Source organism: Pseudoalteromonas sp. AOP31-A2-14 (assembly GCF_052378035.1).
Classification (GTDB): Bacteria; Pseudomonadota; Gammaproteobacteria; order Enterobacterales; family Alteromonadaceae; genus Pseudoalteromonas.
On record NZ_JBQSXI010000001.1, the window covers coordinates 2,628,200 to 2,643,522 of the forward strand.

The window sequence follows — 15,323 nt, forward strand, 5'->3', positions numbered from 1 at the left end:
ACGGTCACTTTAGACAAATATTCGCTTTACACGCTACACACGTTAAAATAGCATTGCTCTAACTTATATAAGCAAGCCTAATTATGAAACTACTTCGCGACGTCATACACCCAAGCCTTGGCATTGTTAATGGTACGCAGTTTACCCGCGAAACCACGCGTGCCATTGTCATTAAAAATGAGAAGATTTTGCTTTTGTATACACCGCGTTATGACGACTACAGCTTACCCGGCGGTGGGATTGATAACGGTGAAAGCATCGAACAAGGCCTAAAACGTGAGCTTTTTGAAGAAACAGGCGCGCAAGATATACAAATAACGGGTCAGCTTGGTATGTACCAAGAGTATCGCCCTTGGTACAAAGATGACTATGACATTATCCATATCAAATCATACTGCTACTTTTGCAGTGTGAGTGACCAATTTGCAAAACCCTGCATGGAACTCTACGAGCAACAAAATGGTATGCAACCAAAATGGATGGATATTAATACTGCCATTGCTCATAACGAAACCACCATGGCCATGAGCGACAAGCAAGGTATGTCGATTCAACGAGAAACTTTTTTACTTAAGCTCATAGCTCAACACCCTTAAGCGTGTTTTCTCTTATATAAAAACGAGATAATCCAACAAGGTTACTAGCAATAAAAATACTTTCCATCAATACCGCCACAGGTGAGCCAACTCTCATGTTATGGGAGATCCAAAAAAGTGAACGACGGTCAGTAATACTAAGATAAAAACACAGTAAGATAGGTTTACGGGCTTTAAATTATAATGACGCTAAATCTAATAAAGCCGCAATAGAAATCACGCTACCACTGTAGCTTTTTATTCTGCTTACGATAGACGGCTTTAGAAAACCAAAGTGAAAGCCCCTTCAGCGGTTTAAATGGCGCAATTAAACCAACTATACCTGCATCAATGGGTTTTCGTGATGCACTCATTCCTAACGTTGACTCATCAATATCAAACTCAGCAGAATAAGGTGCAAGCAATATATGCAAATCTGCTTTTTGTTCGTGACTATAACTGAGCGGTGTATGACAAAAAAGTTGAGGTTATAAGATTGCTCGCTAGCTTGAGGGAGTTTTGTAAGCCCACTCAGTAACTACTCTTTAGGCAGCATAGCGCAAGATAGAAAGCTTAAGCCACCGCCATTACACAGCGATTACTAAATTTGTCTTTTGAACATCGCTTGTATTAACGCTAAACGGGTATTAAACAATTTTGCCATATTATACTCCTTGTAACTTTTTCAGCTACCTGCACTTTTTACCGGCATAAGACTAAATAGCGACTTAAATTAATAAGCGAATGAGCCACGTGGAAATTAAAAGTTCACTAATTACAATAAAATATAACTATAAACGAACTAAATATAGAGTTGGTGTCAGCCTTGCAAACCCTTACACAATATTATTTGTAAGGAGATAATGATGTCTAATACAGTAAAAACTATTAATCCCACCACCGAGCAGCCTATTAATGAATATACTTTGCTTACTTTAGCCCAAGCACAAGCAGAGGTTGATAAAGCCCAGCAAGCTTTTTTAGATTGGTGTACCACTACATTTACCGAACGAGCTAAACATTTAAACCAGTTAGCTGTTGTATTTGAGCAGAACAAAGAAGCAATCGCTAAATTAATGACCGAAGAGATGGGCAAAGTATATCCGCAAGGATTTCAAGAAATTGAACTATGTGCAGCTATATGTCGTTATACAGCTGAAAATGGCCCAGTGCAATTAGCTGATGAAGAACGAGATATGCAAGGCGGCAGAGCAATCGTAACCTACCGACCAACAGGCGTTCTACTCGGTATTCAACCTTGGAATTTTCCGCTTTACCAAGTAATACGTTATGCAGTCACGAATATTATGGCTGGTAATACAACCGTACTTAAACACGCTGGTAATGTGTTTGGCATGGCCGAAAAAATTGAAAGTATGTTTGATGAAGCTGGGTTCCCTGATCATGTATTTAAGAACCTACTAGTTGATGGCAAAACAGCCAGCGAACTGATTGATCATAAAGCGATTCGCGGAGTCACATTTACCGGTAGCGACGACACGGGTAAAAAAGTGGCTGAGCGCGCTGGCAAACAAGTAAAGAAAACCGTACTGGAACTAGGTAGTAACGATGCCTACATGGTTCTTGATGATGCCGATTTAACACTTGCAGTCAAAACCTGCATGCAAGGACGCATGGTCAATAACGGTCAAACCTGTGTTTCTGCTAAACGCTTTGTGGTTGTTGATGCTCTTTATGATGACTTTAAAAAAGCCATTATTGAACAGTTTGAAGGGATGAAAATGGGCGACCCAATGAGTGATGATACCGACTTAGGCCCAATGGCTCGTGAAGACTTACGTGATAAAATTCATCAACAAGTACAAGACTCAGAAAAAGCCGGGGCATCAGTTGTAACAGGTGGAGAAATACCAGAACAAACTGGTTACTACTACCCACCCACACTACTTGAAAACTTATCACCAGGTATGCCCGCTTATGACGATGAGTTATTTGGTCCAGTTGCCTCTTTAATTAAAGCAAAAGACAATGATGACGCTATGCGCATTGCTAACGACTCCCGCTATGGCTTAGGCGGCGGTATATTTTCAAAAGATGAGAAAAAAGCCATCGATCTGGCTAAAAAGCACTTTGATACCGGCATGATCAACATCAATGGCTACGGTCTTGCACAACCAAACTTACCCTTTGGTGGCGTAAAAGACAGCGGCTACGGCCGCGAACATGGTGGCTTTGGTATTCGTGAATTTGTGAATATCAAGACAATTATGATTAATGAGTAAACGTTAATAGCTCCCCCAAAAGGCCACTCATATGGCCTTTAATCTACAGAAAAGACAGCTCTAAAGAACAGTGCTCGCTAATCAAAAGTCGGGACTTGGTGTTTATCTAGATGATCCATCATCAGCTCATCAGCCACTTGTGCGGTGACGCTGGTTTGTTCATACGTTGATTGCTGATCGATTTGTTGATGCACAAGCTCGGTTAATAGTGCAAAGTGATCTGAGCCATATTTGTCTAAGCGCTTAATACGTTTCACGGTAAAGCCACCACTATGAAAAAGGTGATCAAGTGGCCAACGCATGAAAAAATAATCAGCATGGAAAGTATTAAAAAAGCCGCGACCTTTACGAGGGTCGAGCAAGCCACTTATTTGCATAAATAAACGCGTAGTGCGTGACCATGCCACATCGTTTAAATCCCCAGCAACTATCACCGGACGTTTACACTCTTTTAATGCTTTAGCGACCATAACAAGTTCGCTATCACGCGGACGAGAGGTGTCTTCTTCGGTTGGACTTGGTGGCGCAGGGTGAATAAAGTGCCCTTGCATCTCAATCCCTTCTGCGTTTTCAAAAAGGATATGAATAGATGGCACATCTTCTTCAACTAATTGACAAACTTGCGCTTGCTTAATTTTAAACTTACTAAACAAATGCATACCATAGCGGTTATCTTTTGCACAATCGATACTATAAGGGTAATCATCTTTTAAAGGTGCCAGCTCATCTTGCCACCACTTATCACTTTCAAGAGTTATTAATAAATCAGGTTCATGGCGCTTAACTAAATCGAGTAGTGCCGCACTATTTTTATTCGACATAAGCACATTAGCCGACATGATCCTTACGCTATGACGTTTGCCCTTTTGCGCATGGTTAACCTCTTTAGGAGCAATAAAGGTATATGGATAAATCCACCAGCTCTGCAAGGCAAGTGAAATAACATTAATGGTTAGTAGGCTAAGCTGTATCCATGTAAAGGAGTCTACAACAGCCAGCCAAATAATAACGACGAGCATAAAAATAGCCAGATAAGCGATTTGTAGCCTGACAAAGTCACAACTTCGAACTAGATAATGCTGACTATATGAAAGTGGCAACGCACTCACCAATAACAAAAATCCGCTGATAATAAAAAGAGCTGTATACACAAAGTCTCCCTGTAGGCTTATTTTTAACTAAGTAAGTTAAGTACATTTTAAACGCATTGTTTTTTGACTATTAAGCAGTTGCTATCAATGCCTTTGCCGTTAATTTAATTCATACCATTTTGATTACCCATCTATCATAGCCTTAAACCTATGAAAAACAACAAGGGCTTTATCCTTGTTACGGTATTAATACTCACCTCCATGGCTATTTTAGTAATCCAAGATAATCGCCACTATGGTGGAGTCAACCATTAGAGGCGCCAGCCCTTTGACGATTCCGGGTCAAAGTAGCTTGACTATTATTCAAGATAAATTAAATATTGGCAGCGACGCACAAGTTTACACTTCAAGTAATGGTATGACCGCTCAAAGAAAGTCGCTATTTAGTATATGCACCGTTAAGCAATGTTGATTAGCATCAGCGGGTGGCTTTAAAGGCTCTGTTTTAGGTAATACCGTGAATATATCTGGTGCTGACGGCATCATCTGCGATACCGCATTAAGTCAAACCACCGAACGCGATGGCAGTACTTCAGGTCCAGGCAGCCACCTAGTATTTAAAGGCTGGCGTTATGCAAATAAAGTAAAGATGAAAGTTACCAAGCTATTGTGGTCAAGCAACTTTCAATTAAGCCACTTTCAATTTTCATTTACCACGACTCAAAATAGAAAGTATTTCTCGTGTGTTATGTACCAAGTGGATAATAGTGTCATCGACTTCAATCGTAATTACATTATCACGGCCAATCGGTGTTAATATTTTTCCATATCTATAGATATCATGATCTAGAATATCACCCCGGTGATACTTTTTTTGCCAACCTGGCGGTAATTGTCCACCATTGGCTACTTTTTTCTGTAAGCCTGGTGGCAAACTACCTTTTCCCGTATGTTTATTCTTGTACTTTTGTTTAGCATCAACACCACTCGTCATCATTCCCAGTGCTAATACAGCCAAGTATATAAATGCTTTCATAAATAGCCTCTATTTAACTGAACTTAAACATAGCAAAGATTTATGAACTTCACATGAAGTGTACTAACTATAACAACGTCTAATCGTGTAATTGATGCCAGCTCACTATCAATAAAATTTCTCGTGTGTCATGCACTTGGTGGATTAGTAAACCATCAACTTCTAATAATATTAGCTCCTTACGCTCACCCTATCATGTTCACGTTCATGTTTAGCACTTGCTTGTACCGATAATATACTTTTCCCTAATACGGCTAAAAAAGTTGCAAATATGTATTTTATTATAAAAACCTTCAACGGCTATTTCGCTTTAAAGCCTAACAGTCTCGCATGAATCAAACAGCAACTACATTTCAGAACATATAAAGACAGTGAGTACTTACATTAAAATGAAAGTTAAAGAAAAAAACAGAGTGACTACTTAAAATAATTCACATTATCGTAATTGCTAGTTATCACTGGAGTTGTTATTTTATACTTGACCTAAATAATAATTTTAAGGAAAACAATGCGTTTATTTATAGTCCCCGCTGCATTACTCACCTCCACATTAAGCGTAGGTAGCGAAAAAAACGATATTGAACGTATTACCACTACCGCATCACGCGCAGAAGTAAGCGCAGAACCTCTGCCTTTAGTAATAAGCAGCATCACTAAAGAGCAGCTAGATTTAATTGCCCCGACTCATATTGAACAAGTATTAAAGCAAATTGCTGGTGCTAATATTCAACATGGCAATGGCCAAGAATATTTGCCGGCCTTGCGCTCTCCTGTTCTTTCGGGCGCAGGAGCGTGTGGTGGAATATTGACCGCAGAAGACGGAATTCCTCTTCGCGCAGCGGGGTTTTGTAATATAAACGAGTTATTTGAAGCACACACTGAAATGGCCGAACGTGTAGAAGTATTAAAGGGACCAGGCTCTGTCCTTTACGGCTCAAATGCCGTACATGGCGTAATTAATGTAATTACCCCTGACACGACTTACGATGAACACTTGCTTGGGGTTGATTTAGGTTCTTATGGTTACAGCCGTTTAAAACTTAGAAGTGGTACAGACTTGGGTAATCAAGGTATTGGCATAAATGCCAGTGTTACTCGTGATACAGGTTACCGTGATGATGAAAGTGTCGACCAAGAAAAATTAAATCTGCGCCATCGCTATGAAAGTGATGACTTTTTAGTGAATACAGGGCTAAGTTACACTCATTTAGATCAAAAAACAGCTGGGTTCATTGAGGGCTTTGAAAGCTATAAAGACGATGAAATAGCACAAAAAAACTTTGATCCTGACGCATTTAGAAAAGCTCGTTCATTTAGACTTTGGTCAAAAGTACAATGGCAAACAGCCCAAGACGTAGTCACTATTACACCGTATGTCCGAAGCCAAAGCATGACGTTTTTTAAACACTTTTTACCGGGTACGCCCCTTGAGGAAAATAGCCAAAATGGCGTTGGCGTACAATCTCTTTGGCGACATACTTACTCGGAGAAGTTAACCCTTAATTTAGGGCTGGACAGCGAATACACCCGCGCTGATTTTTTGCAGTATCAAGCAGAACCAACTCAAGGTTCAGCATTTTTAGTCGCGACAGTTCCACAAGGTAAACATTACGATTATGATGTAACCAGCACCCTACTGGCTCCATTTGTTAGCCTTGATTGGCAATGGCAGAAACTTAGCGTAAATTTAGGCGCTCGGTTTGAGCAACTCAATTACGACTACACTAATAATTTGCTCGCTGGGCGTACGAAAGAAGATGGCAGCGAATGCACAATGGGCGGCTGTCGCTACTCACGCCCGCCTAGTGGCGAGAATAAATTTACTAACACATCCCCAAAGCTTGGCCTCAGCTACCAATTAAGTAATAACAATTACATATATGCAAATGCATCAAGGGGCTATCGCGCCCCACAAGCGGCTGAGCTTTATCAATTACAACGTGAGCAACAAGTCGCTTCTCTCGCATCTGTAACTGCCGACAACGTTGAAATGGGCTTTAAAGGCCAATACCAACAGCTACATTATGTATTTTCGGCGTATGCGATGAACAAACAAAACGTTATATTTCGTGATAGTGACTTTTTTACTATCAATGATGGCGAAACCCAACACCGGGGAATTGAGCTAGAGCTTGATTACCAACTCACTAATTCATTACAACTAGCCCTTGCTGCCACTCATGCAAAGCACACTTATAGCTACGATCAAACCTTATCAGGCATCAATATTAATGGTAATGATATAGACACTGCCCCGCGGAATATCGCCAACTTTCAAATTAATTGGCAAGCGACTAATAACACTGTACTTGCACTTGAATGGCATCATGTTAGTGACTACTTTACTGATCCTGAAAACCTACATAGTTATGCAGGTCACGACTTAGTTAATTTACGTGCGGCATGGCAAGTCACAGAGCAGTTAAAACTAACTGCACGAATCAATAATCTAACCGATACGGCTTATGCAGAACGTGCTGACTATACGAGCTTCACTGGCGATCGTTACTTTCCTGGAAGACCGCGTAATGTAATGTTATCGGCAAGCTTCGCATGGTAGCTCTAACAAGCCTAGTAGTTTATTAGTCTTTTTTGATCTAGTTGTAAATATCAATTTAGATTTATTTTGTAGCGAGAGCTAAGATTCTAGAATCTCTAAGCAGTCATGGCGCTGCTTAAATATTTCAGCAAACAACACAGGATTATATTTAATGCCGACAGTACTTTCATCACAATAGTGCAAAATACATACTGGATTCAGCAAATACCATCTTGTACACATGCCCATATATAGTGTCACCTGAGCTTCCTCATAAACAGTTACATGGCCACGATAATAATGACTTTTTAATTCACCAATAACGATTCTAAACTTTAATGGATTAAAAAATATTGCATCAGGCGCCCCTACGAGTTCATTTTTCTTCAAGATAATTGGCTTATTTTTATTTAAGTTACCACCTAAATAAATACAATACAGTGGCACCCTAAAAAGCCGCTTAACTTTATAGCCTTTGAGTATGACTAACAGTAAAAAAATCGAAGTAATTAATAAGAAATGTAAAATAAATTGCATAAAACTAAAAAGCCTATAAGTAGTAATAATCGTATGATGATTGCGGGTTGATTTTTATCATCAAGGGAATCATAGTTGATTTTCACATCTTTAGTCTCTTTCAAAACCCCTTTGTTTTTTTTAAACCGATCTTTATTACTATAATAGTGTGCTAGGCTTGATACCGACACTGATAATCTTTCCATGGTTTCCTATACCTAAGATTGCAATACATCAATATTATATAAATAATTATATTGATTGCTAGTGAAAATGAAATAGCAGTTTTTAAAAAATCTTAATAAAACCAGCTTAAAACACTGATAAGTCGCAATAAAATATTTATGTTAATTTGTATTACCTAATAACTCTCTATATTGCTTACTTAAGTGAGCCTCTAATTCAGGATACACCTTTAGTAAATCCTTTAACTGCGCTTTAGCCTCCCCAACCTCACCTTTCGCAAGGTGAATATCTATACTCTTAAATTCTTTTGCAACCTCGCTTGTAATTCTCTCGAGCCCGAGTGAAAACTGGCTACGAGCAGTAATACTATATTTTTTAGATTGTTTATCAGCCTCTTTAGATGAGCTATTACGCTCAAAACTTTGTACCTTTTCAGATATATCTGCTTGTTCCATCATTTCAAATGATGCATCAGGCGCAGCCTCTGGCTTTGTATCACTTAATAGCTGTGGTTTATTTACAACCTTTAATGACTGCGGGTGCTGCGTGGTATTTTTCATGTATAACACGGCAATTAACACCAATGACGCCGCCGTAGAAAGTTGCCCATACCATGTTTGATAAAAGCGTTTATGCTTTCTTTTTGGCTCAATTGCAGTAAAGCTCTCTATGTCTTTGGTATTAACTGCATCGGTTGCACTTTGTAGTACTTTTGCATCAAGCTGGTTGCTTGGCTGCTCAGTTGCGCCGCGCTTATAAAGTGAGGCTATATCATGATCAGTTAATTTATCGCTCATCGCTATTCCTCATTTTATAATGCATACATTGCTTTAATTTAGTTAGTGCATAACGAATTCGGCTTTTTATATTCTCAGCGGTTTCTACAACTAATTCGGCTATTTCTTTTAAGGTAAACCCTGCTTCGTGCTTGAGTAAAAAGGCTTCTTTTTGCTGCCTTGGTAAATGCGCTAAGCACTGTTTTAACTGAGCTACTAGTTGAGCCTGATAGAGATTTTCATCATAACTTTGATTAAAGTGGGCAGACTTGTCTATAGCCTGCTCATCGGTATCAAACCACTTATTTTGAGTACTGTTACGGCGGTAGTGATCTATCAGTTCATTATGGGCAATGCTATACAGCCAAGTCGTAAATTTAGCGCTCACTTGATACTGAGCGCGTGCTTTTATTAATTTATTCCAAACTTCTTGGTATAACTCTTCAGCCATTTCAAGAGTCGCACACTGACGCAAAAAATACCGATAAAGGCTATTTTTATGGCGCGTGTACAGCTGCGTAAAAGCCTGTACATCACCTTGGCCATAATTCAGCATTAATTGCTCGTCTGCTATATCTGTCATAATGTCCTTTGTATATTTTATAACTATTACAGTGCTGCGACGTTATTTACCAATTTTATAAACTCACTACGGTAACCAAAGGTATCGATGCCTTTGTTTGCAATAGCAAGCTTCGCACAATCTTCATACTGCCAGTCTGCGGTATATTTTGCACCTTTTAGTAATTGTGCAAATCCAGCCACCGCTGCCGAAAATTTAAAGTCCTGGCTCGCTTGTGATAATGGCCGTGGCGTAGAAGGAGTTGAAACAGCTTGAGTGATAAGTTCACTACGTTCACTGCCTGGCTTTTTATAACGCACTTTAATAAATGCCAGCTCATTCGTATCAATGGGTTTATTCTGCGCGTGTGGCTGATAGCGCAACTCATCAATTTGTTTATGCTTTGAGTTAGCTAAGGTGATTTCGTAAAGCGCGGTCACTGTATGCCCTGCACCGAGCTCTGCGGCATCCACCTTGTCATTGTTAAAATCCTCATTATCGAGCAGGCGGTTTTGATAACCAATTAAGCGATATTCAGCCACTTGTTGCGAGTTAAACTCAACCTGAACCTTCACGTCTTTAGCAATAATTTGCATAGTACTACTGAGCTCATCAACCAGAACTTTGCGTGCTTCGTTAATATTATCTATATAGGCATGTTGACCATTACCAATATTTGCCAATTGCTCCATCAACCCGTCGTTATAATTGCCGTGACCAAAACCGAGTGTAGTAAGCGCGATCCCTGTTTTACGTTTACTAGCAACTAACTCTTTGAGTTTATCAATTGATTGCGTACCTACGTTAAAGTCGCCATCGGTGGCTAAAATCACGCGATTTATACCGTCGCTTTTATAATTTTTAGCGGCAATTTGATAGGCAAGCTCAATACCCTGCTCACCATTCGTTGACCCCCCTGCGGCCAATTTATTTAAAGCCGCTGTAATTGCACCTTCGTCATTGCCTTTACTTGCAGGTAATACGACGCCTGCAGCTCCGGCATAAACCACAATAGCTACTGAGTCATTTTCATCTAATTGCTTGGTAAGCATGGTTAAGCTGGTTTTTAATAACGGTAACTTATTCGGCGCATTCATTGACCCCGACACATCTAATAAGAACACTAAGTTAGCGGCTTTTAAATCGGCTTTTTCTATCTCAAAACCTTTAATACCAATTTTTAATAACTGACGATGCTCGTTCCAGGGCGCACTGGCTATTTCAGTCTCAACGTTAAACGGCGTTGCTATATTAGTGGGTGCGCTGTAATCATAGTCAAAATAATTAATAAAGGCTTCTTCGCGTACAGCATCACTTGACGGCAGCTGCCCTACATTCAACATACGACGGGTATTACTGTAACTCCCCGTGTCGACATCAATTGAAAAAGTAGATACCGGCGCAACTTTAACTTGTTTAACAGGATTCTGTTGTGACTTTAAGTAATTTTCACGGTCTTGCTTTGTGGTAAATGTCCCATCATCAATAATCGCGGGTTGAGGCATAGCCGATGTCGTTACAGCATTTGTATGCATTAAATCCTGCGGCACTTTTTCAAGGCTTGCAACATGAATATTGGAATTTCGCACTTGTAAAACAGGCTCTTTTTGTAGTTGATATTGCTGTGATAGCCGCTGTTTATTATCAACTTTTGTTTGTGTTACTTCGTTGCTATCAAGTTGTTCTTCTTGCTCTGTGACTTCGTTACGTGATGTTTGATTGCAACCTGCCAGACCAACCAGAATCGCACTGCTCAATACCGTTAAACATAAACCGCTGCGATTGTTGTTACTCGTAATGTTATTCATAAAACCACCCTTTTTTAAATCAATATAGACGTGTTATGTCTATAAACGGATGACTATAAAAAGTGGGGTTAATTATTTTTCAGTGCACTATTAGCATTGTCATTAGCTAATGATTAAGTTATTAAAAAACAAAGGTTAATTATTAGCTTATTTAATATCAACGTCACTGACCTTCAGGTATAATTGGCGCACCTGCCATCTATTTGGTGATTTAGCTTTGTATTCAACCCCGATTAAACGGACTGCTTTCTCTTCTATTATTCTTATTCTCGGCGTTTTTTTTATTGCTGTTAATTTACGCGCACCAGTAACCGGAATAGCCCCTGTACTTGAAGGTATTATTGCATCTTTTAGCTTATCTCCTTCTCAAGCAGGAATGCTGACAACGTTACCACTGCTAGCTTTTGCTTTAGCGTCTCCGCTTGCTAATTGGCTTGCTAAAAAGCTAGGGCTAGAAGTTACTTTGTTTATTGCTTTGATACTTATAGGCTCAGGCCTCGCCTCGCGGCTAATTACCAGCGTACCTTTGTTATATTTAGGCACCGCTATTATTGGTGTTGGTATAGCCATAGGTAACGTACTATTACCGAGTTTAATCAAGCGCGACTTCCCGCATAAAGTTGCGGTTATGACCTCAGCGTATGTATTAGCAATGGCTATTTTTGGTGGCAGCTATTCAGCTATCGTGCTTCCACTTAGTGAGTATCACAATATGGGTTGGCAACTGGCACTGGCAAGTTATGGTTTACTTACTTTACTCAGTATAGCTCTTTGGTTACCACAACTTAAATATCATACTATGCCAGCGAAAGAACTAGCTAACCCCCCTGTGCAAACGAATGTGTGGCGACAGTCATTGGCGTGGCAGATTACATTACTATTAGGCCTTAACTCGTTTTTTACTTACATTATGGTCGCTTGGTTGCCAAGTATTTTAATTGAAAGTGGCATGTCTCCCGTTCAAGCAGGCGCTATGCAAGGCGCCTTTCAGGCGGCATCTGCTGTGCCTGGTATTGTATTGATCCCCTTACTAGCAAGATTAAAAGATCAACGAATCTTAACCAGCTCTTTAGCGCTAATTGGCGCACTTTGTTCGTTTGGTTTGTTGTTTATGCCTGGGCTTGCATTGTTTTGGTCAATAACACTGGGCTTTTGCTCTGGTGCATGTTTTATTTTAGGCTTGTCGTTTGTTAGCTTACGAACACATGACAGCCGACAAGCTAGCTCCCTATCAGCAATGGCACAATGCATTGGTTACCTAATAGCCGCAACTGGGCCCATGTTAGCTGGCGCTTTGCACACCTATTTTAATAGCTGGGCACCTACATTATGGCTATGTGCTATCGCAAGTTTAGGTTGCGCCCTATTTGGTTACCTTGGTGGGCGTAATATTACTCTAGCTAAACCAGCTGCTTAACTTGCAAGCGCTTGCCGCCACATATTTGGTGGTATTGTGCGAGTAATAATTCTGCAGTTGCTGTTGCATCGGTAAGTGCATGATGATTACTGTACCGTGGAAGCTGATAACGAGCACGACATGCATTAAGGGTTAAATCGTCTAAGGCAATGTCGAGCCCTTGTTGTTGCAGGCGTTTTTTTTCTATGTGAAAGGTATCAATAACAAGTTGTGGCTGAGCGCTGATATCATGAGCTTTAAAGGCCCGCTTTAAAAAAGGCCAATCAAGCCCTGCATTATGAAAAACCAAAATAGTGCCAGGTAACTCTTTTGCCAATGCTGCTAAACTACTTTTAAGGCTTTGCCCATTTATTACATCTTGCTTTCCAATACCATGATAAACAGGGCTTTGTGCTAAGTTTTTCACATCTTTATTAATATAGTGCTGAGCTTTACTCAACTTTATACATTGCTGCTCAATAGCAAGCCAAGCAATAGACACTATTTCATGTTGCTTTGCGTCAAATCCCGTTAACTCTAAATCAATCACTATATAACGCTGCACCTTGGCATCTTGCGCTAACAATTGCTTGCGCGTTAAATAACGGCTGAACCAGCGCTTTATTACTTTGCAGCTCCTCATAAGCTGCCACGGGCAAACTTAAAGGCAGCCGCTTGTTGCGACTGCTTTACTAAATAAAAAGCCTCTTTTAGCTGATGTCGTTCAAGTGAGTTTAAATTATCAGGGTTAATACAGTTACTAGGCAACCCCTCTTGGTTTATTTGTGTTCGCAAGCGCAGTTGCGTTAAAAACCGCCAGCAGTCTTTAAGGTTATAAATGTCTTTATTGCTTAAGAAATTACATTTTTCAGATTCAAGTTTTAATAAAGCATCAAGCCGCTCTTGAGTATTAGCAAGGCGGATACCAGCCTTAAGAGCATACAAACGAACTATATCATTTATAATCACGACACCGCGCTTTTTCAAATCAATAAACTTATGCTGACGGGTGTCTTTTTCAAGCTTAAATTGATTAAACAAACCAATTGGTACCGAATTAGTATTGATATCGTTTGCCATGGCGGCATAAAACAGCTCATTATGAGAAATACGCGTTAATTGTTCACAAAAACTAGCGTAAAGCGTGTTAGATCCTTCAATAAAACGCAGATCAAAAAATATCTTACAATTTAGCATAGCATCTGGCGTAGGCGCTTCGACCCAGTTTAAAAAACGTTCACACCAATCAGACTTGCTCATTCTACAAAGCTCACTACTAGCCATAATATTACCTGGGCAACGTTTAATTCCGCACAGGGTTAATTGCTCACAGACAAACTCCCCCATACGCTTAAAGTAATCTTGCTGCGGCTCCGTTAAGCCATCGGGTAGTAATAAGCCGTTATCTTGGTCTGAGTGCAGAGTTTGCTCTTCTCGCGCTTGTGAGCCAAAACAAATAAAGCTAAAACATGTTGGTGCTGTACCATGCTCTTCCTGAAATAAATAAATTAACCGCGAGGTTAGCGCATCGGTTACGCCACTGAGCAATTTCCCCACTAACGAAATATCATCTATATTGTTCGAAAAGCCACGTAGTAATTCGGGCACTTCAAGCCCATAGCGTTTTAAATCTGTCACACTATGAGCTTTATAAATACGGCCAATTAACTGCACTGGGTCGCTTTTTTGTTGGCGTAGTAAATCGGTGCTGGTGATCATGCCCAGTGCTTTGTGGTTTTCATCAAGCACAGGTAAATGATGAATATTAAATTTAAGCATTAAATGCAGCGCCGAAAACACTCGGTTATTTTCAAAAATAAATTTTGGCTTGGCGCTCATAATACTGCTGAGCGGCTCTTTTGAGTCAACTTCATCAGCCAATACACGGTTCCGTAAATCACGGTCAGTTATAACTCCAACTAAACATTCATGTTCGGTGATCATAATTGACGATACGCCGTGTTTTTTCATTTTTTTAGCGGCTTGGTTAATGCTGGCATCAGGCGGTAATGCTACCGCTTTACGCGACATTAGTTCAGCAATTTTACGCTCAGACCAACTCTCATTTTGGCTTTTATAATGCGACGACAATAAACGATTTTTATGAGCGCGTACAAAATACTGCTCAAAGGTTTTATACTCACGGCGCAAATAATCAAAACTACTTTGATCAAGTAAATAAACAATACCTTCTTTTTGCACCTGCAAACGGTTTTGAATTGCTTCACCGGTTAACAATGATGGATAACCAAAATAATCGCCCTCGGCAAGTCGTGTTACTACATCCCCTTTTTCATCGACCAAATCATAAAGCCCTGAGCGAATTAAAAACAATTTTGGCGAATCAGATTTTAGCCATTCATTTTGGTTTTCACGAGTTAAGTAAATACTATCAAGGTGATTAACAAAATATTCAGCAGCGCTGGCGTCTAACTGACTAAATGGGGTTTGTTTTAAAACAAATTGGATAAGGTCTTGTTGCTCAGTACTCATAACGTTTATTCGCACCTTCATAGCGTTAGTATGATTATTACACTACCTATTATTCTCATAAATAAAAAGCCCGACTTAAGTCGGGCTTGGTGAACTTTTTAA

Annotated in this window: 14 protein-coding genes; 4 read left to right on the forward strand and 10 right to left on the reverse strand. The window is 39.8% G+C overall.

Features of this window, described 5'->3' with window-relative positions; all coding sequences use genetic code 11:
* The first annotated feature begins 83 nt into the window (after positions 1-83).
* Entirely contained in the window at positions 84-596 is a 513-nt protein-coding gene (locus ACT3S9_RS12145) for an NUDIX domain-containing protein (protein WP_441833972.1), read from the forward strand.
* Here ACT3S9_RS12145 and ACT3S9_RS12150 read toward each other — a convergent pair.
* Complete coding sequence (locus tag ACT3S9_RS12150; RefSeq protein ID WP_441834012.1) at positions 577-756, reverse strand: YgjV family protein; 180 nt, start codon at positions 754-756, stop codon at positions 577-579. The genes ACT3S9_RS12145 and ACT3S9_RS12150 overlap by 20 nt on opposite strands.
* A gap of 61 nt (positions 757-817) precedes the next feature.
* On the reverse strand, positions 818-1,000 hold the full coding sequence (locus ACT3S9_RS12155) for a hypothetical protein (RefSeq protein WP_444750954.1): 183 nt from the start codon (positions 998-1,000) through the stop codon (positions 818-820).
* Between the two features lie 441 nt (positions 1,001-1,441).
* Here ACT3S9_RS12155 and ACT3S9_RS12160 point away from each other — a divergent pair, with 441 nt between their 5' ends.
* The gene (locus tag ACT3S9_RS12160) at positions 1,442-2,818 is read left to right on the forward strand and encodes an NAD-dependent succinate-semialdehyde dehydrogenase (RefSeq protein WP_441833974.1); all 1,377 of its coding nucleotides are present in this window, start codon (positions 1,442-1,444) and stop codon (positions 2,816-2,818) included.
* A 77-nt stretch (positions 2,819-2,895) separates the two neighbouring features.
* Here the strand turns inward: ACT3S9_RS12160 and ACT3S9_RS12165 are convergent, their stop codons facing one another.
* Complete coding sequence (locus ACT3S9_RS12165; protein WP_441833975.1) at positions 2,896-3,969, reverse strand: endonuclease/exonuclease/phosphatase family protein; 1,074 nt, start codon at positions 3,967-3,969, stop codon at positions 2,896-2,898.
* A gap of 646 nt (positions 3,970-4,615) precedes the next feature.
* Complete coding sequence (locus ACT3S9_RS12170; RefSeq protein WP_441833976.1) at positions 4,616-4,945, reverse strand: hypothetical protein; 330 nt, start codon at positions 4,943-4,945, stop codon at positions 4,616-4,618.
* 508 nt (positions 4,946-5,453) lie between these two features.
* Between ACT3S9_RS12170 and ACT3S9_RS12175 the strand changes: the two genes are divergently transcribed.
* Positions 5,454-7,505 carry a TonB-dependent receptor gene (locus tag ACT3S9_RS12175; RefSeq protein ID WP_441833977.1) on the forward strand — a complete coding sequence of 684 codons (2,052 nt, stop codon included), beginning with the start codon at positions 5,454-5,456 and terminating at the stop codon, positions 7,503-7,505.
* A 78-nt stretch (positions 7,506-7,583) separates the two neighbouring features.
* Here ACT3S9_RS12175 and ACT3S9_RS12180 read toward each other — a convergent pair whose 3' ends face one another.
* The 4 genes from ACT3S9_RS12180 to ACT3S9_RS12195 all read right to left on the reverse strand — a co-directional run bounded on the left by ACT3S9_RS12180 (position 7,584) and on the right by ACT3S9_RS12195 (position 11,332).
* Positions 7,584-8,021 carry a hypothetical protein gene (locus tag ACT3S9_RS12180; RefSeq protein ID WP_441833978.1) on the reverse strand — a complete coding sequence of 146 codons (438 nt, stop codon included), beginning with the start codon at positions 8,019-8,021 and terminating at the stop codon, positions 7,584-7,586.
* A 326-nt stretch (positions 8,022-8,347) separates the two neighbouring features.
* Entirely contained in the window at positions 8,348-8,983 is a 636-nt protein-coding gene (locus tag ACT3S9_RS12185; RefSeq protein ID WP_441833979.1) for a hypothetical protein, read from the reverse strand.
* Entirely contained in the window at positions 8,973-9,545 is a 573-nt protein-coding gene (locus ACT3S9_RS12190) for a sigma-70 family RNA polymerase sigma factor (protein ID WP_441833980.1), read from the reverse strand. The genes ACT3S9_RS12185 and ACT3S9_RS12190 overlap by 11 nt, the downstream gene beginning before the upstream one ends.
* 26 nt (positions 9,546-9,571) lie before the next feature.
* Positions 9,572-11,332 carry a vWA domain-containing protein gene (locus tag ACT3S9_RS12195; protein ID WP_441833981.1) on the reverse strand — a complete coding sequence of 587 codons (1,761 nt, stop codon included), beginning with the start codon at positions 11,330-11,332 and terminating at the stop codon, positions 9,572-9,574.
* A gap of 217 nt (positions 11,333-11,549) precedes the next feature.
* On the opposite strand from ACT3S9_RS12195, the gene ACT3S9_RS12200 reads away from it, so the two are divergent.
* The gene (locus tag ACT3S9_RS12200; RefSeq protein ID WP_441833982.1) at positions 11,550-12,749 is read left to right on the forward strand and encodes an MFS transporter; all 1,200 of its coding nucleotides are present in this window, start codon (positions 11,550-11,552) and stop codon (positions 12,747-12,749) included.
* Here the strand turns inward: ACT3S9_RS12200 and ACT3S9_RS12205 are convergent.
* A complete protein-coding gene (locus ACT3S9_RS12205; protein WP_441833983.1) occupies positions 12,733-13,371 on the reverse strand; it encodes a 3'-5' exonuclease in 639 nt (212 codons plus the stop codon). The genes ACT3S9_RS12200 and ACT3S9_RS12205 overlap by 17 nt on opposite strands.
* Positions 13,368-15,221, reverse strand: coding sequence for a DUF294 nucleotidyltransferase-like domain-containing protein (locus tag ACT3S9_RS12210; protein ID WP_441833984.1), 1,854 nt, complete (start codon positions 15,219-15,221; stop codon positions 13,368-13,370). Before ACT3S9_RS12210 ends, ACT3S9_RS12205 begins: the two co-directional genes overlap by 4 nt.
* Between the last annotated feature and the right edge of the window lie 102 nt (positions 15,222-15,323).

Coding starts and splice junctions, on each gene's coding strand:
- ACT3S9_RS12205 (WP_441833983.1), bottom strand. CDS start 13,371: ATGAGGAGCTGCAAAGTAATAAAGCGCTGGTTCAGCCGTTATTTAACG.
- ACT3S9_RS12210 (WP_441833984.1), bottom strand. CDS start 15,221: ATGAGTACTGAGCAACAAGACCTTATCCAATTTGTTTTAAAACAAACC.
- ACT3S9_RS12190 (WP_441833980.1), bottom strand. CDS start 9,545: ATGACAGATATAGCAGACGAGCAATTAATGCTGAATTATGGCCAAGGT.
- ACT3S9_RS12185 (WP_441833979.1), bottom strand. CDS start 8,983: ATGAGCGATAAATTAACTGATCATGATATAGCCTCACTTTATAAGCGC.
- ACT3S9_RS12175 (WP_441833977.1), top strand. CDS start 5,454: ATGCGTTTATTTATAGTCCCCGCTGCATTACTCACCTCCACATTAAGC.
- ACT3S9_RS12170 (WP_441833976.1), bottom strand. CDS start 4,945: ATGAAAGCATTTATATACTTGGCTGTATTAGCACTGGGAATGATGACG.
- ACT3S9_RS12160 (WP_441833974.1), top strand. CDS start 1,442: ATGTCTAATACAGTAAAAACTATTAATCCCACCACCGAGCAGCCTATT.
- ACT3S9_RS12195 (WP_441833981.1), bottom strand. CDS start 11,332: ATGAATAACATTACGAGTAACAACAATCGCAGCGGTTTATGTTTAACG.
- ACT3S9_RS12180 (WP_441833978.1), bottom strand. CDS start 8,021: ATGCAATTTATTTTACATTTCTTATTAATTACTTCGATTTTTTTACTG.
- ACT3S9_RS12145 (WP_441833972.1), top strand. CDS start 84: ATGAAACTACTTCGCGACGTCATACACCCAAGCCTTGGCATTGTTAAT.